The organism is Neolewinella aquimaris (assembly GCF_014197245.1).
Lineage (GTDB): Bacteria > Bacteroidota > Bacteroidia > Chitinophagales > Saprospiraceae > Neolewinella > Neolewinella aquimaris.
The window spans coordinates 253,593-277,082 of sequence record NZ_JACIFF010000007.1 but is presented as its reverse complement, the minus strand read 5'-3'; the positions used below and the strand labels follow the sequence as shown (position 1 = coordinate 277,082).

The following is a 23,490-nucleotide window of genomic DNA, read 5'->3' as shown; positions in this document are numbered from 1 at the left end:
TGCAACGGAGGCCGATCAGCTATTTAAACAGCAGTTGCCACCACTTTTTCGCGGGTTCGCGGTGCAGGCGAATGGTGGGGTCCGGCAGCGGAGCAAAGTAGGTGCGCAACGACTTGTGTATCCCGGGAGGGGCGTGCACGGCGAGCTGCGGGGCGGGCGGACCGGGCTCCCGGGTCCGGGGGTCATACGGATGGTAAACGTCGACGTCGTAATAGTATAGTAACTCACCGGCGGAGAGGGTGTCGACTTCGCCACGGTCGCTCCAAACGAGTAATCGATCAACGGGCAGTTCATGGCGATCGGCAACCTGTCGGGCAGTGGTGTCCCCGACCTCCACTACGATCTCGTACCGCTGGTAGTAGCGATCCGCATTTATTTCGCCTGCGGCCAGGAGAGGGTCGGACCAGGGTAGGGCGATCGCATCCTCTCTTTCGTTACTCGGGTGTAGTGCTAGATATTCCAGCATGGCCGGTACTACCCGGCGGGGAAGTTGGAGGTAGTGTCCACCCCGCAGGCCCGGCAGGTATCCCCTCAGGTACTGCGGATTCAATTCTATTACGACGTCCGGGCGCAAGCCGGTTACCTGAGCCACCCGGTAGAGACTCAGGCGGCGTTCGACGGGGATTCTTTCGGTCAGTTGTCCGTCGAGCGATATCTGGGTCGCCGGCAGCCCGTAATGGTGATGGTAACTCATCAGGAAGATCGCCGCGATGAAGTTGGGTACGTAGTCGCGGGTTTCGCGGGGAAGGAAGCGGCGCAGCTTCCAGTAGTTGCGACTTCCCGACCGGCGTATCGCGCGGTTGACGTTTCCGGGGCCGGAGTTGTAGGCCGCGAGGGCCAGGGCCCAGTCGCCGTAGCGTTCGTACTGGATACGGAGGTATTCCAGCCCGGCCGCGCAGCCGAGGGTGGGGTCCAGTCGCTCGTCGAGCTCGTCGTTAACGGTAAGTCCCAGCTCCCGCGCCGTGCCCGGCATCAACTGCCAGAGCCCTCCGGCACCGACGGGGCTGACCGCCCACGAACGCAGTGCGCTCTCCACGATGCTCAGGTGTTTGAGCTCCAGGGGCAGGCCGGCCGCGACCAATTGTTCCTCAAAAATGGGGTAGAAACGAGCCGACCGCGCCAGCATGCGACCGCTCGAGATCGGCCAGTGCCTCAGGTAATTTACCACCCGACGGTACACCGCGTCGTCCACCTGGTAGTCGACGAGCGATTGATCGAATGCGGAAAGACGCGCTTCGACTTCTTCCCGACTTAGTTCCATCACGATCCGTGCCTGCCGCTCGGCGTCGGCGGAATCCAGTGCACTGATCCGTAACGGAAAACAGAGAAGGAGTAGGAAGAATATCCGCAAACAGTAAGGCAAGTGGAAAGTGTATGAAGGTTAAGCGACGATGTTGCCAAAGATAGGAAATCCGAATATAGCAACCGTCAGCTAAAAAATAGCCACTGAATTGCCTTGGGGAACTCCTTCCCCCAGCGCGCCTCGTTGTGTTGTCCGAAGGGATCGACGGCAAGCTTAATCTCCAATCGGGTGGTGCCGGTCTGGGCAAGGATCTGCTCCTGGAATCGCTCCATATTCGGCACCATGGTCTGACTTTCCGCTTCGCCACCGTAGAGGTAGATGCGGCCCCGGTACTTGTGGGTCAGCTTCATTAGGTTGAAGGGAATCTCGGGCGTTACCCAGAGGCTGGGACTGAACACCATCAGGCGATCGTACACCTGGGGGTACAGAATGCCGGCGTAGATGCTGATAAGCCCACCGAGCGAGCTACCCCCGATGCCGGTACTCTCGGGTTCCGGCCGGGTGCGGAAATGCGCGTCCACGTAGGGCTTGAGCTGTTCGGCCAGGAAGCGTACGTAGTGCCTGCCGTCTCCCTTACCCAGTTTGGTGCGGAAGGAAGGAGTGAATTCACTCACCCGCTCCGTGTCGGCGTGGTCGATGGCAATCACGATGAGGTCTCCCATTCCCTCCTCGGCCAGCTTCGCCAGTCGCTTGTCCACCCCCCAACTGCCGTAGGGCGCGTAGTCGTCGAACAGGTTCTGCCCGTCCTGGAGGTAGAGCACGGGGTAGCGCTTATCGGTCTCGTGGTAGTCGTGGGGAAGCAGGGCCGCTACCCGCCGGGTCCGGATAAGCGTCGGAATCTCGAAGTGCTCGTGGATGACCTCGATTTGGGGCAGGTATTCATCGCGGTACTCCAGTCCCGGACTCGCCCAGTTGTACACCTGATCGGGCAGGGTCCAGCGGGTGTCGGTTGAGCGCTGGTGATTGGGCGCGTTCTCTCCGTGGTGGCCCAGTTCGACGCCCTCCCAGCCGCCGCGGGTGTACTTGTACTCGATGCGGTGATCCTCGGGACTGAAGTGAAAGGTCTGGCGGTAACTGCCGGGCTTCCCGTCGGGTTGCATGCGGTAGGCCTCGTCGGCGGCCTGCCAGTTGTTGAACGATCCGGCTACGTAGACCGGCCGGTCGTCGTCGGTGGTGGTGATCAGCTTAAGGGTACGTCGGGGCATGGGTTGGTTTATGCTGGGGCAATCTACATATAGCGTAACCGACGCCTCATTCGTTGGGTTCCCGGCCAAAAAGCATTTCGGTACGGCAAACGCCACGGACGTGGTCAAACGGCTACCTTCACCCCCCGATGAAACTGAGTTTACTCTGCTCCTGCGTCCCCGCCCTACTGCTGCTTGGTTGTAGTGCCACTAAGCCTCCCCGCAAGATTCGGCTGGCGCCCGTGATAAACGAAGCTTCCGGACTGGTCATTGAGGCCGAACGAATGATTTGGCACAACGACAGCGGCGACGGCCCCTACCTCTACACCACCGATCTCCGGGGCAAACTGCTGAAGATGGATACGCTGGATGCGGGTGCGCTAGATTACGAAGACATTGCCGTAGATACGCAGGGCCTGCTGTACGTCGGCGACTTCGGTAACAATACCGGCCGGCGGACCCACGGGGTGATCTACCGCTACGATCGCAGTACTTCGCAGACCGACTCCATCGTGTTTATCTACCCCGGACAAAGCGGGGAAGGTCGCCTGGCCGCCGGCAATTACGACTGCGAAGCAATGGTAGCGGCCAACGGCAATCTTCACCTCTTCACCAAAGATATCCTTTTTGGCGACCGCCCCTTTTACGTCAGACACTACCGCCTCCCGGCCCGGCCCGGCACCTACGTGGCCGAGCTTGTCGACAGCCTGTACCTCCCCCGCCGCGTGGTCACCGGAGCCGCCCTCGATCCAAAAACGGGCGAACTCTACCTGGTAGCCTATAATTTCCGCCGACTCCTCGGCTTTCTCCCCAGCAGCTCGGCCTCCCTCATAACGCTCACCGATTACCCCGATGACCGCTTCCTCAGTGGTCGGGTCCGACGCCGTGGTATTGCCTGGGCTATCCCTACCCAACACGAGGCCGTGGCAATCTTCGACGAGCGATTCCTGTACGTAGGTGCCGAAGCTACGCGACTCCGCAAGCACGCCATTGCCCGACGGCTCAGGCGACGCTAATCCCGCCACTGCCGGCTGCCGATGCGGTAAAAGATGACCCGTTCACTGCCCCGGTTAGCAATCTGGGGCCAGAGGGAAGCGGCCAACCGGAGCGCCCCCCGGCGGTCGGCAACCTCCCGCCGGATCAGGTCATTGCGGTAGAGGTACAGGCCGGCGAAGTATGTGGAGCGGTCTACACGATACCGCAGTGGCGCAAGGGCGGCGAACCGACTACTATCCGCCAGTTCCGTCAGATCCGGTTCGTTGATGAGGTAGGCGAGCGCGCCCTGGCGGTAGACGGCCGCCCAGTCGTACACGGCAACGGCCAGATCGAGGGGAAGCGGGTAGGGGGGCTGCCCAGCGGTGTAGCGGCCGATAACCACCGTGTCCACAATGGAGTTCTCGGTTTCCCAGCTGCCCAGATCGCCGGTGTTATAGGCCATCAGTACGGCCCGGTCAACGGGTGGAATGCCCTGTGCATCCCGATCTCGGTACTGGTGCAAGCGAACGGTGCAGCTGACTTGCTTGTCGGGTAAAAGCTCACCGAGCCGCCGTAGAAAGGCAAAGTAGGCCTCCCGCGTCCCGGCCGTCCAGTCGCAGTCGATCTGCACCTCGCCAAATGGGAAGGGAAACCGTTGCTCAATAAGCCCTGCAATCCTTGCGGCCAGATCAGGACCGGAGTGCGTAAACACTTCATTGGTGATAAAAACGACGGGTACGGCGGCCATTTTTAGGCTATCCGTAACCTCCAACAGCGCGGAAGGCTCCGCGCGTCCGTCCGTCCAGCTCACATCAAAGACCTTAATGTACAGCCGGTCCGCACCGTATTCCGCCACTCGCCCCGGGTGCGGATCAAGCCTGGTCTCCCAGTGATAAAAGGCGTACTGCGGCGGGGCGGTCGGCGGTGCTTCCCCGCAACCGGCTAGAAAAAGAAGCACGACGGCAGCGAGGCGAATCCGTGAAAATCTGTGCCCTAAATCTGTCCAAATCCGTGTTGAATAATCTCCGGTCAAACCCACTACAACTCCACCTCGTCCCCCAACTTCGGAGCAGTCACCTTCCGGAAACCCGCACGCGTCAGTCCCTCCCCGAATGCCTCCATCCGATCCAGCGTGCCGTGGACTAGGAAGATCTTCTTACAACTATCCTGCTGCCCGTTCAAAAAGTTGATGAGCTCCGATCGGTCGGCGTGGGCACTGAACGAGTCCATAATCACCACGTCGGCCCTCAGGGTATGGTACTGTCCGTAGAGCTTCATGCCCTCCACCCCGTCGCGTAGTTTACCCCCCGGCGTACCGGGCGCGCAGTAGCCGACGATGAAGATGGTGTTCTTCGGATCGCCCATGGTGTTTGCCAGGTGGTGCTTGCTGCGACCCGCGTTCATCATGCCGCTGGCGCTGATGATGATGGCCGGCCCGTCCAAGTAGTTCAGGGCCTTGCTTTCCTCTACGCTCTGGGTGTAGGTCAGGTCGTTGAAGCCGAAGGGATTGTCGTCCGTAAGCATGTAGGTCTGCAAGTCGGCGTCGTAGCACTCCGGGTGGGAGCCGAATACGGTAGTAGCGTTTACGGCCAGCGGACTATCCACGAACACCGGTATCCGCGGCAGTTTTCCACTGCTCTCCAGCTGATCGAGCATGTACACGATCTCCTGGGTACGGCCCACGCTGAAGGCCGGGATAAGCAGCTTGCCCCGCTTCTTTACGCAGGTACTCCGGATGATGCCCAGGAAGCGGCTCAGTTCGTTGGGCGGAGACTCGTGCTCGCGGTCGCCGTAGGTAGATTCGGAGATAATGTAGTCGCAATCGGGCAGTTTATGGGGGTCGCGCAGGATTGGCCGGTCGGGACGCCCCACGTCGCCGGTAAAGCCCAGGGTGGTCGTTCGTCCGTCGCTACGCTTCACGCGCAGCGTCACGCTGGCGCTGCCGAGAATGTGGCCCGCATCGCGGAACTGTAGTTCCACCCCCGACTTCAGCTCCATCCACTCGCCGTAGGGTAGCCCAACGAAGCGCTCCATGGTGGGTTTTACGTCGGCGCGCACGTACAGCGGTTCACGGCGATCGTTGTTCTTTCGGTTGTAGTATTCGGCGTCCTTCTCCTGGATGAAGGCGGAGTCGAGCAGCAGGATGGCGCACAGGCTTCGGGTTGCGTGGGTGGCGTAGATGCTGCCCCGAAAGCCGTCGCGCACGAGTTTCGGTATCCGTCCGCTGTGGTCGATGTGGGCGTGAGACAGGACGAGCGCGTCGATGCTGGCGGGGTCGAAGGGGAAGTGCTGGTTGAAGTTCTCCATTTCCTCGTTGCGCCCCTGGTAGAGGCCGCAATCGAGCAGGATGCGGTATCCGTCGTCGAGGGTAATCAGGTGGGCCGAACCCGTCACTTCGCGGGCAGCGCCGCAGAACTGTACTTTCATGCGGGGAATTTACAGCGGGCGGGGTCGCAGGTCCAAAGAATTCAGCTAAATAGCCGGCTTAACTGGCAACGAACCGCGACTTCCACTCGGGTCGGGGCAGCATACACTGTTCCCGCTTGCCGAACAGGCTGTACCGATTGTACCCGATCAGGTCGTAAACGATGTCGCGGAGCGAGGGGGGCACGATTCCCAGATAGGACAAATAAGATAGGGGGCCGCCCATCAATTTAAGCGTCCGGAGCACGCCGTCGCTGTGGGTATACACCTTGCCGTTCTCGTAAAGGACCACGGAGCTCAGCGCACCGGGATCGACCCCGTACTGAGGAAGCAGCTCGGCCGCGAGATCGGACTGCAGACTAGCAAAGCGCAGCACGCCCCGGCGGTCGTGCTTGAGGATGAACTGTACCGCTCCATTACAGAGGTTGCAAACGCCGTCGAAAAAGAGGATGGGGTGAGATGGTTCCATGATTCCCTTAACAGCTATTCAGGGGTTCAGGTTAGCAAGGGGCCAGGTATGATCCCTGTCCGCCACGGTGTATCCTCCTTCCATTTTCGGCCATTCCACCCCGAAGGCAGGGTCGTCGTAGCGGAAGCCCTGCTCGGTTTCCGGAGCGTAAAAGTTGTCGCACTTATAGACAAAGGTGGCCTCCTCCGAAGTGACCAGGTAGCCATGCGCGAAGCCACGGGGGATGTACAGTTGTCGGTGGTTCTCCCCGCTCAGGTAAATGCCGTACCACTGGTGGTAAGTAGGAGAATCCGGACGCAAATCCACGGTTACATCGAAGACCTCTCCGGAAATTACCCTTACCAGCTTTGTTTGGGAAGCGTGGCCGGTCTGTTGGTGAAGGCCCCGCAGAACGCCCTTGGTGCTCGCCGCCTGATTGTCCTGTACGAAGGTGGTCTCAATACCGGCCTCGCGGAACGTCTTGGTGTTGTAAGATTCGTAAAAGTATCCACGCGAATCCTCGAAAACGCGCGGCTCAAATATAAGAAGCCCTTCCAGGGGGGTAGTCTTAAACGGCATAGTGTTCGTTCCACTTTTTGTAAAATAGATTCAACCGGCAACACCCCTTTCATCGTTAGAACAGATCAGCGGATTCACCTCCGGCCAAGGTAGCAGTATTCTCCTCAATCCTTCTATCCCTCAATCCCTTCTATCCCTCAATCCCTATCCCCCCCATGACCGACTGGGAACAAGACTTCGCCTACCAACGCGTCCGCCACCTCATCAAGGACCGCTTCAACCGCGACGCCCTGCCGGACCTCAACGCCCTGCTCTTCCTCATCGGCGTACAGGAGTTTGGGCGTTGGCAGGCCGATTTCACCAAGGAGGAGAAGCGCGACCTCATGCACATTGCTGTCTGCCGCCTGCTGGCCGATGAAGGACACTACCGCTTCGTGGGTCGCGACGACGACGGCTGGCCCCACTACGAACTCACCGCAAAGATCCCGCCGACCGACCTCCAGGGGCAGGAGCAACTGCTCAAGCAACGAATCATTGCCTACTTCGAGGAGCTGGAGACGGAGGAGGGGATGCTGGGGTAAAACGAGGGGATGATCCAATCGTGCGGTTCGGTCACAAAGCCAAGGCAAGTAGGCTCAGGCCAGTTTGCACAACAGAAATGTATACTTTTGCGGAGATTTTACAGCTATGCTCTTCAACTCCTTGGATTTTGCCATTTTCCTCCCCTTAGTACTAGTGCTATACTGGCTGCTTAACCGAAAAGCCCTATGGATGCAGAACGCATTGATCGTACTGGCCAGTTATGTCTTTTACGGGTGGTGGGATTGGCGGTTCCTCTTTTTGATTTTTTTCAGCACCGTCGTGGATTACAGCGTAGGAAGAAGGCTGGGGGATACGGCGGCACCCGACGCAAGGAAAATACTTCTATTCTTTAGTCTTTTTATAAATCTGGGCCTGCTCGGGTTTTTTAAGTATTACAATTTCTTTGTTGAAAGTTTCACTGAAGCCTTCACAATTTTTGGGTACCCCTTCGATCCCTATACTTTATCAATAGTCCTGCCCGTAGGCATTAGCTTTTATACCTTTCAGACGCTGAGCTATTCAATAGATGTTTACCAGAAGCGTTTGGAGCCAAGCAACAACTTTCTTGCTTTTTCGGCATTCGTCAGCTTTTTTCCCCAGCTTGTCGCCGGCCCGATCGAACGTGCCACCCATCTGCTGCCCCAGTTTCTGCGCCGACGAACCTTCAGCTATCCCTTGGCTGTTGATGGCATGAGGCAAATACTGTGGGGTTTTTTTAAGAAGGTTGTAATTGCTGATAATTGCGGCGAGCTGGCCAATGAGATTTTCAATAATTATGAAGCCCACGACGGAAGCACCCTGCTGCTTGGTGCGCTGTTCTTCACCTTTCAGATCTACGGAGATTTTTCGGGTTACTCCGATATAGCCATCGGCACGGCAAGGCTCTTGGGTTTCGATCTAATGCAAAACTTTGCCTTTCCGTACTTCTCCCGGGACATTGCCGAGTTTTGGCGGCGGTGGCACATTTCTCTTACTACTTGGTTTCGGGACTATGTTTATATCCCACTTGGGGGAAGCCGCGCGGGTAAATGGGTGACCATAAGAAATGTCTTCATCATTTTCCTGGTCTCCGGATTTTGGCACGGCGCTAACTGGACCTTCATCGTATGGGGCGCGCTGAACGCCTTGTATTTTCTCCCCTTGTTACTAGCGAAGAAAAATAGGCAACATCAGGGAGAAATTGCGGAGGGGAGAGTTTTGCCGTCCTTTAAGGAATTGACTCAGATTGCAGTCACTTTCGGCCTAACCGTGGTAGCCTGGATCTTTTTCCGCTCGCCAACGGTGGGAGATGCCATACAATATTTAGGCGGGATGCTGAATTTCACCCTGCTCAGTTTTCCATCGGCCATAGATATCGGTCAGGCTGCATACACCATTACCCTGATTGTACTCATGCTGGTAATTGAGTGGTTTGGGAGATTTGGACTGCACGCTTTGGAACGCTTAGGTCTGGAATGGCATTGGGTATTTAGATGGAGCTTTTACGCATTTATCTTGATGTGTATCTTGATTTTTATACCAACACACGAGACACCTTTCATTTATTTTCAATTCTAACAGATGACTCCAGGGAGAAAATTTGTTGTAAGAACATTGAGCTTCTGTTTGTTTGCATTGCTGTGCTATCCAATCGGAATCTTGGTGTGGGAAAGTTTGGCACCTGATTATTTAAAGCCTAATATAAGATGGCGGCCAGCTACCACCGGATATCTATACTCTCGTCTGGTGGAAGCGGACACGGTTACGAATGTAGATATTTTGTTTATGGGATCTTCTCACGCCTATAGGGGTTTCAATACACAGTATTTTCACGAGAAAGGATACAAGTCATTCGTGCTAGGGTCAAAGGGTCAGACGCCGCTGCAGGGAAAGTTGTTACTCGAGAAATATTTGAATAGGTTTAACCCCAAATTGGTAGTTTATGAGGTCTACCCCGTAATCTTTGCTATTGACGGGGTCGAATCCATGTTGGATGTAATTGCCAATGGCGAATTAGATGAGTCCACCATTGAGCTCGCGCTTACATACTGGAATCCAATAGTATGGAATACCCTAACCTACGGCATTATAGAGCGAAATATCCTGGGTGAAACCAAAGAAACAGAGCCTAGTGAAACCGGTGATGATAAATACTGGAGTGGTGGTTATGTTGAAACCATTCGCACAAACGCATCTGAGGAAGAATTCCCACCTAACGAAATTTTCTTTCGCGAGGACCAGTTGGAAGCCTTTAAACAAATGATTCAAATCCTCAAGGATCGTAAAATAGAGACAATACTGGTGTTTGCCCCAGTTACAAAAAACTATTATAGAACTTTAAAAGGCATAGATTCCTTTAGCAGTGTTATGGACTCTTTAGCGACCTATTATAATTTTAATGACATTGACTTGAATCTCAATGATTCAATAGATTATTACGATCATCACCATTTTAATAAATCCGGAGTCAGGAAGTTCAATGAAGCCCTACTTGATACCATTCAGCTACATTTGAGCACCCAACCGGGTCATTTACTTAACTGACATCCCCATGCGCGCGATATTCTGTTGCCTGTTACTCGTACTTCTGATGCACTGCCAACCCGCCGGCCCCACCCACGCCGTCATTCAAACCAACCGGGGCGATATCGAGGTAATGCTCTACCCCGAAACCGAGCGCCACGCCGCCAACTTCATCAAATTGGCCAATGAAGGATTCTTCGACGGTACTCTCTTTCATCGCGTTGTTCCCGGATTCATGATTCAGGGAGGCGATCCCACAAGCAAGGGAGCTGCCATGGATAAAACCCTCGGTATGGGAGGCCCGGGCTACGAAATAGACCACGAGATCGGCGCGCCCCACCTTCACGGTGCTCTGGCCGCCGCCCGCACCCCGAATCCCGAAAAGCGCAGCAGCGGCTCCCAGTTTTATATCGTGACCGGTGAGCTGCAAACCGATAACTCCCTCGACCAGATTGAGCGCATCAAAGGCATCACATACAGTGAGGCCCAGCGCGAGGCCTACAAAACCGTGGGTGGCCGTCCTGACCTCGACCAGGATTACACCGTCTTCGGTGAGGTCGTCACCGGCATGGACGTAGCGGAGGCCATCGCCGAAGTGGAAACCGGTCAGTACGCCCGCCCCCTGGAGGATGTGGTAATCGAAAAGGTGATCATAAAGTAGGTGGGGCTGCCGGGGCCCGGCAGCCTGACGGGCGAGCCTCGCTCGGCGTGCAACTCCACGGCCTTCGCGCGTTGATTGACGCTAGTTAGCCTGCCGTCTTGATCCGTATCTAATCGGTGGTCATCCGTGGTGGAAAAGCTCGGCGTGCAACGTCACGGACTAACTCTGCGATCAATCCGCGGAATCTGCGTTAAGCGACAACCGCGGCGAGACGCCACGAACCACTCCAGCTACAGCATCCCCAACGAACAGCTGTACACAAAGGCCGGCGGTAGATTAGCGATCGTGAAACTGACGGAGACACTATTGAAATTGTCCTTCAGTAAGCCGTAATCCTGAAGAGCGTACTGGTACTGTAGAAACTGACCACCGGGACGAAGAATTTCCTGCGACTGCCGGATGATCTCCTCCTTAACCGATTGCTCGATCATGCTGAGCGGCAGACTGGACACAACATAATCCACGCTGCCCTTTGCAAAATGCTCCGTGAGGCGTTCGGCACCTACGGGTTCCACCACCAGTCGCGGATCATCGATGGTGCGCAGCCTTCCCACGAAGGCCGGGTTGATCTCGAATACGGTCAGCCGACTGTCCGGGCTCATCTTATCCAGCAGGGCACGGGTGATGCACCCCTCCCCGGGACCGAGCTCTACAACGCGAAGGGGGACGTTCGACGGAATGGAGTTGATGAGTCGCTTGACCAGGGCGGGGGAAGCCCGCGCGATGGCTCCGGTGGAGCGAAAATTTTTCAGGGCTTCCCGAAAGAAGGTCCAGTTATTCATAGAATTTCGGTCGTCGAGGGAGAGACAAAGAACGACATAAATTAGTTAGGACGCGCCACGGGCCTTCCAAAGCCCGCAACCATTAAGGACGGCGGATTGTAAGAATCAGCAAATCCCCATCCATGCTACGCATCCTTTTGGTCGAAGACGAAGAGAACATTCGTGAAACCGTAAAACTCAACTTCGAAATGGAGAATTTCGAGGTCGTCACCGCCGAAGACGGCCGCCGCGCCCTCAAGCACGCCGGCGAACAGCACTTCGACGTAATGATCGTAGACGTGATGCTTCCGGAAATCAGCGGATTTCAGGTCGTTGAGCAAATTCGCCTCACCAACCGTGATACCCCCATCATTTTTCTCACCGCGAAGGACCAGGCACAGGACCGCATCCAGGGACTGAAGAAAGGAGCCGACGATTACCTCACCAAGCCCTTCGTTTTCGAAGAACTGCTCCTACGGGTCAACCGACTCATCGAGCGGACCAGTAAATCTCCGGAAGTACAACCGGATCTTTTTCGCTTCGGCTCCAACCAGGTCAACTTCGCCACCTACGAGGCCCGGGGAAACCAGGGTACCTTCACCCTCACCAAAAAAGAGGCGATGCTGCTCAAGTTATTGACCGAACGACGGGGCGAGGTGGTCAGCCGCCAGCAGATCCTGCAGTCGGTATGGGGCTACGACGTGTATCCCAGCACCCGCACGATCGATAACTTCATCCTTTCCTTCCGTAAGTATTTCGAACAGGACCCCAAAAACCCGGCTCATTTCCTGAGTGTCCGCGGCGTTGGGTATAAGTTTGTAGAATAATCACCGCTCCCGCGTCCCCGCCCCCGCATGCAAGACCTTACCTTCGAATACCCCATTTGGTACCTCGCCCTCTGCGGTTTGTCCGGTCTGGCGGTATCCCTGCTGCTTTACTACCGCGCACCGACGCCGGGCCCCCGTCCGCTGGTGTGGGGAATGGCCTTCCTGCGGTTTCTGGGCTATAGCCTGCTTGCCGCCCTCCTGCTGGCTCCCCTGCTCCGCTTTGTACGCACCGACCGGGAGGAACCCGTCATCGTGATGGTACAGGACGTCAGCGAATCTGTTGGGCTCGAAACCGATACAACCGCCTATGCCGCCGAGTGGACGGCGCTCCGCGACCAATTGGCCCAACGGTACCGGGTGGTGGACTACACCTTCGGCGCTACGGTGCGGGAAGCCGGCCCGCTCACCTTCGGCGATAAGAAGACAAACCTCGATGCCGTACTCACCGAGGTCGGGGATCTGTATGGAACCCAGAACCTAGGGGCGGTCGTACTGGCGAGTGATGGCATCTACAACGAGGGCAGCAACCCCGCCTACCGCAATTACCCCCTGCGGGCCCCCGTCTACACGGTGGGGCTCGGCGATACCACCCGCCGCCGCGATCTGCTGGTCAGCCGGGTCTTTCACAACCGGATCGCCTACCTCAACGATCGCTTCTCCATTCAGGTGGACCTCAGCGCCCGCAATGCCGCTGCCGCCGGTACTACCCTTACCGTGAGTCGGGTGGGGGAGAGCGGCAATACCGTGTTGCATACCGAGCGGGTGAACATCGACGGCCCCGACTTTTTCACCACCCGTGAGATCATTCTCGACGCCGACCGCCCGGGCATGCAACGGTACCGCATTGCCGTCTCGTCGATCGGGAACGAGGTGAGCGCCGCCAACAACCAGCGCGACATCTTTGTCGACGTACTGGACGCCCGCCAGAAGATACTATTGCTGGCCGCCGCGCCGCATCCGGACCTTTCCGCCCTCCGGCAGTCGCTCGCTTCCGGACAGAACAACGAGGTGGAAATTGCCTACGGCAACCGCTTTACGGGTAGAGTGGCGGATTTTGACCTAGTTGTAATCCACCAACTTCCCACGGCCGTTACCCGCCTATCCTCCCTGCTGGCCGGTACGGAGGAGGAGAAGGTGCCTACGCTCTTCATCACCGGCCCTTCCCTTCCTTCTCCCATTCTCAACGCCGCGCAGGACCTGGTCAACGTGCAGGGCGGCGGCGCGCAGGTGCAGGGAAATGAGGCAACGGCCATCTTCAATCCGACCTTCAATTCCTTTACCCTGAGCGAAGAACTCCGGCGGGGGCTGCCGTTGTTTCCTCCGCTTTCCGTACCCTTTGGCCGCTTTGTACCCTCACCGGCGGCCAGCGTGGTGCTGCGCCAACGAATCGGCCGGGTGGATACGGAGTTTCCTCTGTTGGTGGTCGGGGAGAGCCGCGGCCGCCGCACTGGTGTGCTGCTTGGGTCCGGTTTGTGGCAGTGGCGCTTATTCGACTACCTCGAAAACGGGAACCACTCCCGCTTTGACGAATTTGTAGGCCAACTTACCCAGTACCTCACCGTCCAGGAAGATAAACGGCGATTTAGGGTGAGCGTAGCGGAGAATATTTTTGACGAGAACGAGCCGGTACAGTTCGACGCCGAACTGTACAACAGCAGCTACGAACTCGTCAACGGCCCGGAGGCCACCCTGGTCGTGACGGGGCCCGAGGGGCGCGAATACAATTACGCGTTTACCCGGACGGCTACGGCCTACTCCCTCAACGCGGGACGGTTGCCGGTAGGCAACTATCGCTACCGCGGCACGGTGAACGATGGAACGGAGAATCTGGTGAGTGAGGGCCGTTTTAGTGTACAGTCCGTCGAGTTGGAACGATTCGCTTTGGAAGCCGACCACGGACTGCTCCGGCAGCTCAGCGACCGCTACGGGGGGGCGCTACTTTTTCCGGGACAACTGACTGAACTACCGGCACGACTGGAGGCCGACGGCTCGGTCAAGCCCATCCTGTTCGAAACGATCAACACCCGTTCGGTCGTTAACCTGAAGGGAATCTTTTTCCTGCTCCTCGCGCTATTTGCCGCGGAATGGGGAATGCGCCGTTGGGCTGGCGGATACTGACACAATATTTGTACTGGAGCGATAAATGCAACAAAAATTTCAGTAATGAGAGTTTTGTAGCTAAATATTTCGTTTTCCTGAGAAAATACAAAACCGGGTAGCCGAATAATTACGTAGTTTCAGCTCACGGTCTGGTTGCTTCGCGCAGCCGGCTGACTATGACTACACTTTATTAACAAACTAGCTACCTATGGACAATTTTTACTCCAAGCGATTGGTGATGACCTTCCTGTTGGGTCTCTGCTCGCTTTCCTTACTTCTTGCGGCAAACATCGTTGTAACCTCCACTGCCGATACGGGTCCCGGAACACTACGGCAGGCCGTAGCCGATGCCATGCCGGGGGATGAGATCACCTTCATTGCTGCTACCAACGGCAAAGCCTTCCACTTCAAGTCGGAGATCAAGATCGCCAAGGACCTCACTATTCGGGGCAACGGATTGAACCGCACCTTCCTCACCGGCAATCAAACCAACCGGGTGTTTAACATCATGGGAGGCGCACGGGTGATCCTCGCTCAGCTTCGGATGATAAACGGCTCGAGCAAGGAGAGCGGGGGAGCACTGCAGAACATCGATGGTACCGTTTACCTCCGTCAGGTATTCATCAAGAACAGCATCGCGCGGGGCAACATGCCCAGCCAGGGCGGGGGTGCTATTCACAATACCGGCAAAATGTACCTGCGTGAAGTGATGCTGACCCGCAACTCCGCCATCGGAACGGGCGGATCCGGCGGCGCGATCCTGAACGGACCGGGGGGCACTATGGAACTCGTCTCGTGCATGATTGCGGAGAACAAAGCCAACCGGGCCGGCGGCGGTATCGAGGATGCCTCCGGTGGGGGAACGGACTTGCTAATCTCGCGGTCACACATAAATGAAAACGTCGTCTTCAACGCTCCCGGCAACGGCGGGGGTATTCACATCGGCGGAGATGGCGTGCTGAACATCGACGACAGCAAGGTTCACGGAAACATCGCGGGCGCCGAGGGCGGCGGCATCTGGCTCGGAACGGGCAAACTCCGGATCATGTCGACGATGGTAGATAACAACGTCGCCAAGGGCGACGCAGCCGACCAGGGTGGCGGCGGCCTGTACAACGACGGGGGCGAGATGTACGTCGGTCCCGAAACTTTCGTTACGAACAACCGTGCCACCGGAATGCTCGGTAGCGGCGGCGGTATTTTCAATGCTACCGGCGGATCTCTGGCCGTACTGGAAGCTACCGTGTCTCACAATATGGCTAACCGTGCGGGTGGCGGCATCGAGGACGCTTCGGGTCCCTCCAGTCGGGCCTACGCCGTAGACGCCATGATCGACGGCAACCAGGTATTCTACAATCCCGGAAACGGGGGAGGCGTACACGTAGGTAGCGGCGGCGATTTCAGCATGCTCGGCGGCTCCGTAAGCGGTAACATGGCCGGCGCCGAGGGTGGCGGACTGTGGAACAGCGGTGGAAAGATGACCGTTCGCAACACACTGGTTAGCGCGAATAGCGCATTAGGTAACAATGCCGACCAGGGCGGCGGCGGACTGTACAACGACGGTGGCACAATGGCCATCGGCTACGAAACCGTGATCCTCAACAACCGCGCGACCGGAGCCTCCGGAAGCGGGGGCGGTATCCTGAATGCGGTCGGTGGTACCCTACGCGTGAACGATGCGCTTATCAAGGGCAACTACGCCAATCGTGCGGGTGGGGGCATCGAGGATGCCTCGGGTTCCGGCAGCAAATTCTACGTCACGTATTCGGCGATCGATAGCAACGTGGTCGGTACGCGTCCCGGTAACGGAGGAGGAATCCACATTGGCGGCGATGGCGATTTCAGTATGCTCGGCGGCTCGGTGAGTGGTAACTGCGCCGGTGCCGAAGGCGGCGGACTGTGGAATAACATCGGATTGATGACCGTCATCGGTACCAAGGTTCACGGCAACTGGTCGCAGGGCAACGACGCCGACCAGGGCGGCGGCGGACTGTACAACAACGGAGGAAGCATGCTCGTAGGCGTACTTACGGAAGTCACGGATAATCGGGCTACCGGTACTTCCGGATCGGGTGGTGGTCTCCTGAGCACCGGCGGTGACGTGGTGGTGGCCGGCGTACTGTTTTCCGGTAATACTTCCAATCGTGCCGGGGGCGCGGTCGAGGTGATTGATGGCAGCTTTTCATCCCTGAAATCTCACTACCTGAACAACTCGACCGGCAGCGCACCCGGAAACGGAGGTGCTTTCCACGTAACGGGAATGAACGCAATGGTGAATTTTGTCGGAGGTACCGTCATCGGTAACCAGGCGACCCATGAGGGTGGAGGCATCTGGAACCAGTCCGGCACCGCCATGACCATCACCGGAATGAACATTCTGCGCAACTCGGTGACCGGCTCAAGCCAGGGCGTAAGTGGGGGCGGCGTTTACAACAACGGCGGCAAGCTGGACGTCAGCTTTACCACCATTGCCGGCAATACGGCAACCGGCGGGTCTAAAACCACGGGCGGCGGCATAACGAACGCCACCGGAGGTGACCTGACGCTTACCCTGTCTACTGTATCGAGCAACTTCACCGAAGGGTGGGGCGGTGGTTTAGCAAATACCGGCTCCGCCGAAATCAACAAGGTAACCATCGCGATGAACAGCGCCGCTACCGGGGGAGGATACATGCAGACCACTGCCGGGGCGAGCCTTACGATCACCGGAACGGCGATCAGTAGCAACGTTGCCGTGATATATCCCGACTTCGGTGCCACGATGGGATCGGTTCGCTCCGACGGATACAACCTCATCAGCGACAATTTCGACAACCAGTTCCCGGCCGAATCGACCGACAAGGAGGGGATGTCCGCAAACTTCGGTCCGCTTGCCGATAACGGCGGCCCGACCCTGACCCACGCCCCACAGTGCCCTAGTCCCGTAATCGACATGGGCGACCCTGATGATCGACTAGTGGATCAGACGGGGCGGCGCGTATTCGGTGACAGCCGCGACATCGGCGCCTACGAACGTCGTTCCGCCTGTGGACCCGGACCCGCTACCCGCCCCGTAGCTGGCCCCGGCGAAGCTCTTCCCAGTGATCAGTTGACCGTATTCCCCAATCCCGTGGTTGAAAACTACGTCACGGCGCTTATTCCCGCTCAATTCCACAGCGGGGCCTCCCTGCGAATTATTACGAGCGAGGGCCGCGTCATCCGGGAAGCTAGGACTACGGCGGAACGGCTCCGGATCGACCTTTCCGGCCTGCCTACGGGTACCTATACTCTACAATTGATTGGAGGGGACGCCGTGCAAACCACGCGATTCGTGCTCGCCAGGTAAAAAGCGAGGAGTTTTGTGAACATGAGCGACCGCTTCGGACCGTAAGAATCCGGAGCGGTCGTTATTTGTACCGGAAAGGTTTATCTTTGCGCTCTCTTAGCTATAGAAGCCTACTTTAAATTGGTGTCCTTAGTGCTGATAACTGCGAACTTAAACCCCTTTAAGCCCGAAAATTCCGGTTACACGGACGATCTGCACCAAGTGGAGCCTCGGTGGTTTGCGGTGCGGGTAGGGCACCGTAAGGAAAAGGTGATCATCAAGCAGCTTGAGCGAGTGGGCATTGAGTGCTTCCTTCCGCTCAGGGACCGCCCCTTCAACTACAAATCAAAAACGGGTGTAAGGCAGATTCCCTTATTGGGAGGATACATCTTCGTCCGAATCATTGCCCGCGAGGCACTTACGGTGCAGCGCGTGAACTTCGTGTTCGGATTCGTAAAGACCGGGCCGGATCGCCGTCAGGTAACCCAGAAGGAGATTGATTTACTCAAACGGCTTTCATCCGATGATACGCTGGAATGGGCGGTGGAGGAGAAGGCCGATGTCCTGAACCCCGGCTGCCTGGTCGAAATTTGCCGTGGTCCCCTCGCGGGAGTACGGGGCCACTACATCCAGGCCAAAAGCAAGAAAAGGTTTATCATATCGTTTGACGGACTTGACGCTCGCCTGATGACTTGCGAGGTGTCTCCCGATGACGTGATTCCGCTCGATAACGGCAGCACCGACGAGAAGCAGGATCCTCAGGAGGGAAAAAAGAAACTTTGGTAGTGTTTTGTACAAAGGAAGCTCAATTGCCGCAGGCGCGGTTTGGACATAGTGCTCTCGACACATGGACGGCGGAGCCGCGTTAAAGCGGGTACTGATTATCTCCTATTACTGGCCGCCGTCGGGTGGAATCGCGGTGCTCCGCTGCCTGAAGTTTGCCAAATATCTACGCACCTTCGGGTGGGAGCCGGTCATCTTCACCGCCGCGGGAGCGCACTATCCGACCATTGACAGCAGCAACAACCGTGACTTGCCTCCCGACCTGGAGGTAATTCGCCAACCAATTGTCGAACCTTACGCCTGGTACAAAAGGTTCATGGGCAAACCGGCCGACGAGAACGTCAACAACGTTTTCTATACGGACGAAACCAGTGGCGGCTGGAAGCACGAACTGGCCGTCTGGATCAGGAGCAACTTCTTTATTCCCGACGCCCGCGCCCTGTGGATCAGGGGATCCGTCAAACGGCTGGTCAATTATCTAAATGAAAACCCGGTAGACGCCATCCTATCCGATGGCCCGCCCCACAGCAATACCCGGATCGCAACCCTGGTGAGTAAGCAAACCGGAATCCCTTGGTTAGCCGACTTCCAGGATCCGTGGACCCAGGTCGATTACTACCAGATGCTGAAGCTCGCCCCCTGGGGGAGAAGAAAGCACGAGCGGTTGGAGCAGGAAGCTTTCGCACAGGCCACCATGACCACCATCGTAAGTCCGAGTTGGAAGCGGGATCTCGAGGGCATCGGAGCCAAAAACGTACGGGTCCTGTACTGGGGATACGATCCGGACGACTTCAGGGGACTAGTGCGCAAGCCGCACCAAAAATTCACGCTGACCCACCTCGGCATTATGGGGCACGATCGCAACCCCGAGGTTCTATTTCAGGCCATCAACCAGTTGAAACAAGAGGTGCCGGGGTTTGCGGAGGATTTCGAGTTGCGCCTGTACGGTCAGGTCGATCACCGCGTCCGCCAACGCATCGAACACTATGGCTTGCTGGAGCAGTCCAACTTCGCCGGCTCGGTGAGTCGGGGAGAGGCCCTGCAGGAGATGCTCAATAGTCAGGTGCTGCTGCTCCTGCTCAACCAGCAGGAAAATGCCTCCGGCCGGATCCCCGGGAAATTGTTTGAATACCTGGCCGTCGGGAGGCCGATCCTGAACCTGGGTCCGGCCGATAGCGATGTGGCAATCATTTTGGAAAATACCGGAAGGGGTCGCTCTTTCCCCTACGACACAGCTCCCGCGCTTCCCGCCCAAAATCTGCTTGAATTATACCAAGCCTTTACGAAAGGAGTTGATACTTCGGTAGATGGTCAACCCATTACCGAATTCAGCCACCCCGTGCTGGTGAGTAAACTGGCGGGCTGGCTTGATGAAATTGCCATATGAAAAACAGAACCATTTTGGTTACCGGAGGAGCTGGATTTATCGGTTCCCATGTCGTGCGCCTGTTGGTGAATAAGTATCCCGAATACAACATCATCAACCTCGATAAGCTGACGTACGCCGGCAATCTGGCAAACGTGGCCGACGTAGCGGAAAGCGGAAATTATAGTTTTGTAAAGGCGGATATCACCGACCTGGACGCGATTCGGAAGATTTTTGCGGTATACCCCATCGATACGGTCATCCATCTTGCGGCGGAAAGTCACGTAGACCGGAGTATCGAGGATCCGCTGGTCTTCGTACGAACCAATCTGGTGGGCACTGCGACCCTGCTTCAGGCGGCTCGCGAGGCCTGGAAGGAGGGTTTTTCCGGCAAGCTTTTCTACCACGTCTCGACCGACGAGGTCTACGGCTCGCTGGGAGAAACGGGATTCTTCACGGAGGATACCAACTATGACCCACGGAGTCCCTATTCTTCTACTAAGGCGGGTAGCGATCACCTCGTACGCGCCTGGCACCACACCTACGGCATGCCGGTGGTGATCAGCAACTGCTCGAATAACTACGGACCGTATCAGTTTCCGGAGAAACTTATTCCGCTGTTTATCAACAACATTCGCCAGGAGAAACCGCTGCCCGTTTATGGGAAGGGCGTAAACGTCCGCGACTGGCTCTACGTGGTCGATCACGCCCGGGCCATCGACCTTATTTTGCACGAGGGAAAGCACGGGGAGACCTACAACATCGGCGGCCACAACGAGTGGAAAAACATCGACCTGATTAAGGTGATCTGCCGTACGATGGACGAAAAGCTGGGGCGGGAACGCGGGAGCAGCGAAAAACTGATCACCTATGTTACCGACCGGGCGGGCCACGATATGCGCTACGCGATCGATGCCTCCAAGCTGCAGAAGGAGCTGGGTTGGACGCCGAGTCTGCAGTTCGAGGAGGGGATTTCCAAGACCGTTGATTGGTACTTGGAAAACGAGGAATGGATGCGCAACGTGACCAGTGGTGCGTACCAGGATTATTACGAAACCATGTACCAGAATCGATAAGCTACCCGCATGAAAGGAATAATTCTTGCCGGTGGTTCCGGAACCCGACTGTATCCCATTACCCAGGCGGTCTGTAAGCAGTTGATGCCGGTGTACGACAAGCCGATGATCTACTATCCGCTGTCCATCCTCATGCTGGCCGGAATCAGAGAGGTACTGATCATCACTACCCCTAACGATAGAGAAGCCTTTCGCAATTTGCTCGGTGACGGAAGTGAACTGGGTTGTCGGTTTGAATACGCCGTCCAGGAAGTTCCAAACGGACTGGCACAGGCTTTCGTGATTGGGGAGGAATTTATTGATGGCGACACTTGCGCGCTGATTCTCGGCGATAACATCTTCCACGGTGCGGGGCTGACCCAATTGCTGCAGGAGAGCGCGAAACTGACTTCAGGTGCCCGCGTGTTTGCCTATCCGGTGCACGATCCCGAGCGCTACGGGGTAGTGGAATTTGCGGCGGACCATAAGGTGATCTCAATCGAAGAAAAGCCCTCCGTACCCAAGAGCAAGTATGCCGTGCCCGGCCTTTACTTTTACGATAAGCGGGTTGTCGAAATTGCTAAACAGGTAATGCCGAGTGCACGCGGTGAGTACGAAATCACCGACGTGAACCGTACGTATCTACAGGAAGGAACGCTTGACGTCGGGGTAATGGGGCGGGGTACGGCCTGGTTGGATACCGGTACGTTCGAAAGCCTCCACGACGCGGCGGAATTCGTGCGGGTAATCGAAAAACGGCAGGACGAAAAGATCGGCTGTATCGAGGAAGTGGCGTGGCGGATGGGATATATCGATACGGCGCAGCTCGCGGACATTGCGGCCCCACTCCGAAAGAGTGGGTACGGCCTGTACCTGGAAACCCTGATTAGGCGACAGTAAGCAAGGTGAAACCGGGGCAAAAATTTCACAACTATTTCGGTTTCTTTTATGGCTATCTCGGTCATCACGTCATCTACTCACTGGTGATGAGCTTGTTGGTAGCCATCATGGATGGATTCGGTTTGGCGATGTTTTTACCACTCCTGCAATTGGTGAGCAACGGTTCGATGGCCACGGGGGAACGAACCGGGGAAATGGGCTTCATCCTGGAACACATCGAGGCGATCGGGTTCCGACCGGATTTGACTACGGTGCTGCTTTTTCTGCTCATGTTCTTCACTTTGAAGGGAGTCGCCAGGTTCGGACTGGATTATTACCGGGTTATCCTTCAACAGCGCTTTGCTAATGCACTGCGATTGCGAAATCTAAACCTGCTGGTAGGTGCCAGTTACGGCAAATTCGCGGACGCACACTCCGGCACCATTCAGAACACCCTCAGTAGTGAGGTGGTCCGTGTGAATCAGGCCTACCTCAACTACTTTCAGCTGTTGCAGTACCTGGTCATGACGATCGTGTACGCCGTGCTGGCTTATTTGGCGAACCCCAGGTTTGCCGCCATCGTCGTGGTAGGAGGGCTGTTGTCCAACGTGGCGTTCAAGTGGATCAACCGAACCACGAGAGCGGCATCCAGTGCGATCAGCCGGGGTATGAACGTTTATCAGGGGCTACTGATCGAGAGTGTGGCGTCCTTCAAGTACCTCAAGGCTACCGGATTGCTTGAACGATTCAGCAGGAAGGTGAGCACCACCATACGAGAAGCGGAAGCGCAGCAACGACGGATCGGACTGATGAATGCCGTCACTTACGCCGTTCGCGAACCCCTAATCGTTCTCGTGGTTGTGACCGCCATATTCGTGCAGTTGATGGTGTTCGGAGAGGGTATCGGATTGATCATTCTGAGTTTACTCTTTTTCTACCGGGCACTCACGTCCATCACGGCGGTACAGAGCTGCTACAACCAGTTTTTAGGGTACTCCGGATCGATCGGCAACCTCATCGCCTTCACCGAAGAGATGAAGGGGGGGCAGGAGCCCCCCGGCTCAAAGCCGTTCACGGGGCTGCGGGATCGGATCGAGGTGAGTCATCTTGATTTTCGCTACCGCGACAAGCAGGTACTGAAAGACTTATCCGTACAAATCAATAAGTACGACACCATTGGTATCGCCGGAGAAAGCGGTAGTGGAAAAACCACACTGGTCAACTTAGTTACCGCCCTGCTACAGCCCGCCGCGGGGATGATTCGGGTCGACGGGGTAGACGTGACCGAAATAGTCAAGGAGGATTATCGTCGGCGCATAGGCTACGTAACGCAGGAGGCTCAGGTATTCAGCGGCACCATCCACGATAACGTTGCGCTGTGGGACGGCAGTGACAAAAACGATGAGCCTGTTTGGGAAGCACTTCGATTGGCTCACGCTGCCGAATTCGTACGATCCCTGCCGGATGGAATCAGCACCCGGATCGGCATCAATGGCATCAACTTAAGCGGCGGACAGCGTCAGCGGATAGCAATTGCCCGCGAATTGTACAGAAAGGTCGATATACTTATTCTGGACGAGGCTACCTCCGCCCTCGACAGTCAGAGTGAAAAACTGATTCAGGACAATATCGATCACCTGGCTGGGACCCTTACCCTGATCGTAATCGCTCACCGCCTATCTACCCTGAGAAAAGTCGACAAGATTGTCTTTCTGCGGGTGGGCGGGGACCACGAAGTCGATACCTTTGCCAATTTGCTGAAAAGTTCGGGTGACTTTCGCAAGATGGTCGCCCTCCAGGCCGTTTAAACAAATTTC

20 protein-coding genes are annotated in these 23,490 nt (G+C 56.6%); 13 read left to right on the top strand and 7 right to left on the bottom strand.

The features are described 5' to 3' along the window. Nucleotides 1-19: 19 nt before the first annotated feature. Together GGR28_RS14325 and GGR28_RS14320 are read right to left on the bottom strand one after the other, a co-directional pair. Nucleotides 20-1,363, bottom strand: a complete 1,344-nt coding sequence (locus GGR28_RS14325) for a lytic transglycosylase domain-containing protein (RefSeq protein ID WP_183496496.1) — start codon at nt 1,361-1,363, stop codon at nt 20-22. A 65-nt stretch (nt 1,364-1,428) separates the two neighbouring features. Then, nucleotides 1,429-2,508, bottom strand: coding sequence for an alpha/beta hydrolase-fold protein (locus tag GGR28_RS14320; protein ID WP_183496495.1), 1,080 nt, complete (start codon nt 2,506-2,508; stop codon nt 1,429-1,431). Nucleotides 2,509-2,636: 128 nt separating this feature from the next. Here GGR28_RS14320 and GGR28_RS14315 point away from each other — a divergent pair, with 128 nt between their 5' ends. Continuing rightward, entirely contained in the window at nt 2,637-3,503 is an 867-nt protein-coding gene (locus GGR28_RS14315; protein WP_183496494.1) for a hypothetical protein, read from the top strand. Here GGR28_RS14315 and GGR28_RS14310 read toward each other — a convergent pair. From GGR28_RS14310 to rfbC, 4 genes are all read right to left on the bottom strand, one after another. Further along, on the bottom strand, nt 3,500-4,420 hold the full coding sequence (locus GGR28_RS14310; protein WP_183496493.1) for a hypothetical protein: 921 nt from the start codon (nt 4,418-4,420) through the stop codon (nt 3,500-3,502). The two genes, GGR28_RS14315 and GGR28_RS14310, sit on opposite strands and share 4 nt — an antisense overlap. 80 nt (nt 4,421-4,500) lie before the next feature. Beyond that, on the bottom strand, nt 4,501-5,889 hold the full coding sequence (locus GGR28_RS14305; RefSeq protein ID WP_183496492.1) for an MBL fold metallo-hydrolase RNA specificity domain-containing protein: 1,389 nt from the start codon (nt 5,887-5,889) through the stop codon (nt 4,501-4,503). Nucleotides 5,890-5,947: 58 nt separating this feature from the next. After that, entirely contained in the window at nt 5,948-6,355 is a 408-nt protein-coding gene (locus GGR28_RS14300; protein WP_183496491.1) for a thiol-disulfide oxidoreductase DCC family protein, read from the bottom strand. 18 nt (nt 6,356-6,373) lie between these two features. Beyond that, nucleotides 6,374-6,913: a dTDP-4-dehydrorhamnose 3,5-epimerase gene (rfbC, locus tag GGR28_RS14295; RefSeq protein ID WP_183496490.1), complete on the bottom strand. Its 540-nt coding sequence runs from the start codon at nt 6,911-6,913 to the stop codon at nt 6,374-6,376. A 155-nt stretch (nt 6,914-7,068) separates the two neighbouring features. Here rfbC and GGR28_RS14290 point away from each other — a divergent pair, with 155 nt between their 5' ends. The 4 genes from GGR28_RS14290 (at nt 7,069) to GGR28_RS14275 (ending at nt 10,598) form a co-directional block, all read left to right on the top strand. Continuing rightward, nucleotides 7,069-7,434, top strand: a complete 366-nt coding sequence (locus tag GGR28_RS14290; protein ID WP_183496489.1) for a hypothetical protein — start codon at nt 7,069-7,071, stop codon at nt 7,432-7,434. 106 nt (nt 7,435-7,540) lie between these two features. Then, the gene (locus GGR28_RS14285) at nt 7,541-8,992 is read left to right on the top strand and encodes an MBOAT family O-acyltransferase (RefSeq protein ID WP_183496488.1); all 1,452 of its coding nucleotides are present in this window, start codon (nt 7,541-7,543) and stop codon (nt 8,990-8,992) included. A 48-nt stretch (nt 8,993-9,040) separates the two neighbouring features. Further along, the gene (locus GGR28_RS14280; RefSeq protein ID WP_183496487.1) at nt 9,041-9,958 is read left to right on the top strand and encodes a hypothetical protein; all 918 of its coding nucleotides are present in this window, start codon (nt 9,041-9,043) and stop codon (nt 9,956-9,958) included. Between the two features lie 7 nt (nt 9,959-9,965). Then, a complete protein-coding gene (locus GGR28_RS14275) occupies nt 9,966-10,598 on the top strand; it encodes a peptidylprolyl isomerase (RefSeq protein WP_183496486.1) in 633 nt (210 codons plus the stop codon). Nucleotides 10,599-10,828: 230 nt separating this feature from the next. Here the strand turns inward: GGR28_RS14275 and GGR28_RS14270 are convergent, their stop codons facing one another. Continuing rightward, complete coding sequence (locus GGR28_RS14270) at nt 10,829-11,380, bottom strand: class I SAM-dependent methyltransferase (RefSeq protein WP_183496485.1); 552 nt, start codon at nt 11,378-11,380, stop codon at nt 10,829-10,831. Between the two features lie 122 nt (nt 11,381-11,502). On the opposite strand from GGR28_RS14270, the gene GGR28_RS14265 reads away from it, so the two are divergent. From GGR28_RS14265 to GGR28_RS14230, 8 genes are all read left to right on the top strand, one after another. Next, nucleotides 11,503-12,186 (top strand): response regulator transcription factor, encoded by a 684-nt coding sequence (locus GGR28_RS14265; protein ID WP_183496484.1) that lies wholly within the window; start codon nt 11,503-11,505, stop codon nt 12,184-12,186. A gap of 27 nt (nt 12,187-12,213) precedes the next feature. Next, complete coding sequence (locus tag GGR28_RS14260; RefSeq protein ID WP_183496483.1) at nt 12,214-14,304, top strand: hypothetical protein; 2,091 nt, start codon at nt 12,214-12,216, stop codon at nt 14,302-14,304. A 190-nt stretch (nt 14,305-14,494) separates the two neighbouring features. Then, a complete protein-coding gene (locus tag GGR28_RS14255) occupies nt 14,495-17,611 on the top strand; it encodes a T9SS type A sorting domain-containing protein (RefSeq protein WP_183496482.1) in 3,117 nt (1,038 codons plus the stop codon). A gap of 132 nt (nt 17,612-17,743) precedes the next feature. Next, nucleotides 17,744-18,376 (top strand): transcription termination/antitermination NusG family protein, encoded by a 633-nt coding sequence (locus GGR28_RS14250; protein WP_183496481.1) that lies wholly within the window; start codon nt 17,744-17,746, stop codon nt 18,374-18,376. 61 nt (nt 18,377-18,437) lie between these two features. Continuing rightward, the gene (locus GGR28_RS14245; protein ID WP_183496480.1) at nt 18,438-19,760 is read left to right on the top strand and encodes a glycosyltransferase family protein; all 1,323 of its coding nucleotides are present in this window, start codon (nt 18,438-18,440) and stop codon (nt 19,758-19,760) included. After that, the gene (gene rfbB, locus GGR28_RS14240) at nt 19,757-20,815 is read left to right on the top strand and encodes a dTDP-glucose 4,6-dehydratase (RefSeq protein ID WP_183496479.1); all 1,059 of its coding nucleotides are present in this window, start codon (nt 19,757-19,759) and stop codon (nt 20,813-20,815) included. The genes GGR28_RS14245 and rfbB overlap by 4 nt, the downstream gene beginning before the upstream one ends. 9 nt (nt 20,816-20,824) lie before the next feature. Beyond that, nucleotides 20,825-21,694: a glucose-1-phosphate thymidylyltransferase RfbA gene (gene rfbA / locus GGR28_RS14235; RefSeq protein WP_183496478.1), complete on the top strand. Its 870-nt coding sequence runs from the start codon at nt 20,825-20,827 to the stop codon at nt 21,692-21,694. An 86-nt stretch (nt 21,695-21,780) separates the two neighbouring features. Further along, nucleotides 21,781-23,481, top strand: coding sequence for an ABC transporter ATP-binding protein (locus tag GGR28_RS14230; RefSeq protein WP_183496477.1), 1,701 nt, complete (start codon nt 21,781-21,783; stop codon nt 23,479-23,481). The last annotated feature ends 9 nt before the right edge of the window (nt 23,482-23,490 follow it).

What these genes read in the sequence shown, in the direction of transcription:
- GGR28_RS14320 (WP_183496495.1), bottom strand. Translation starts at nt 2,508, where the DNA reads ATGCCCCGACGTACCCTTAAGCTGATCACCACCACCGACGACGACCGG.
- GGR28_RS14315 (WP_183496494.1), top strand. Translation starts at nt 2,637, where the DNA reads ATGAAACTGAGTTTACTCTGCTCCTGCGTCCCCGCCCTACTGCTGCTT.
- GGR28_RS14305 (WP_183496492.1), bottom strand. Translation starts at nt 5,889, where the DNA reads ATGAAAGTACAGTTCTGCGGCGCTGCCCGCGAAGTGACGGGTTCGGCC.
- GGR28_RS14300 (WP_183496491.1), bottom strand. Translation starts at nt 6,355, where the DNA reads ATGGAACCATCTCACCCCATCCTCTTTTTCGACGGCGTTTGCAACCTC.
- rfbC (WP_183496490.1), bottom strand. Translation starts at nt 6,913, where the DNA reads ATGCCGTTTAAGACTACCCCCCTGGAAGGGCTTCTTATATTTGAGCCG.
- GGR28_RS14290 (WP_183496489.1), top strand. Translation starts at nt 7,069, where the DNA reads ATGACCGACTGGGAACAAGACTTCGCCTACCAACGCGTCCGCCACCTC.
- GGR28_RS14285 (WP_183496488.1), top strand. Translation starts at nt 7,541, where the DNA reads ATGCTCTTCAACTCCTTGGATTTTGCCATTTTCCTCCCCTTAGTACTA.
- GGR28_RS14275 (WP_183496486.1), top strand. Translation starts at nt 9,966, where the DNA reads ATGCGCGCGATATTCTGTTGCCTGTTACTCGTACTTCTGATGCACTGC.
- GGR28_RS14270 (WP_183496485.1), bottom strand. Translation starts at nt 11,380, where the DNA reads ATGAATAACTGGACCTTCTTTCGGGAAGCCCTGAAAAATTTTCGCTCC.
- GGR28_RS14265 (WP_183496484.1), top strand. Translation starts at nt 11,503, where the DNA reads ATGCTACGCATCCTTTTGGTCGAAGACGAAGAGAACATTCGTGAAACC.
- GGR28_RS14260 (WP_183496483.1), top strand. Translation starts at nt 12,214, where the DNA reads ATGCAAGACCTTACCTTCGAATACCCCATTTGGTACCTCGCCCTCTGC.
- GGR28_RS14255 (WP_183496482.1), top strand. Translation starts at nt 14,495, where the DNA reads ATGGACAATTTTTACTCCAAGCGATTGGTGATGACCTTCCTGTTGGGT.
- GGR28_RS14245 (WP_183496480.1), top strand. Translation starts at nt 18,438, where the DNA reads ATGGACGGCGGAGCCGCGTTAAAGCGGGTACTGATTATCTCCTATTAC.
- rfbB (WP_183496479.1), top strand. Translation starts at nt 19,757, where the DNA reads ATGAAAAACAGAACCATTTTGGTTACCGGAGGAGCTGGATTTATCGGT.
- rfbA (WP_183496478.1), top strand. Translation starts at nt 20,825, where the DNA reads ATGAAAGGAATAATTCTTGCCGGTGGTTCCGGAACCCGACTGTATCCC.
- GGR28_RS14230 (WP_183496477.1), top strand. Translation starts at nt 21,781, where the DNA reads ATGAGCTTGTTGGTAGCCATCATGGATGGATTCGGTTTGGCGATGTTT.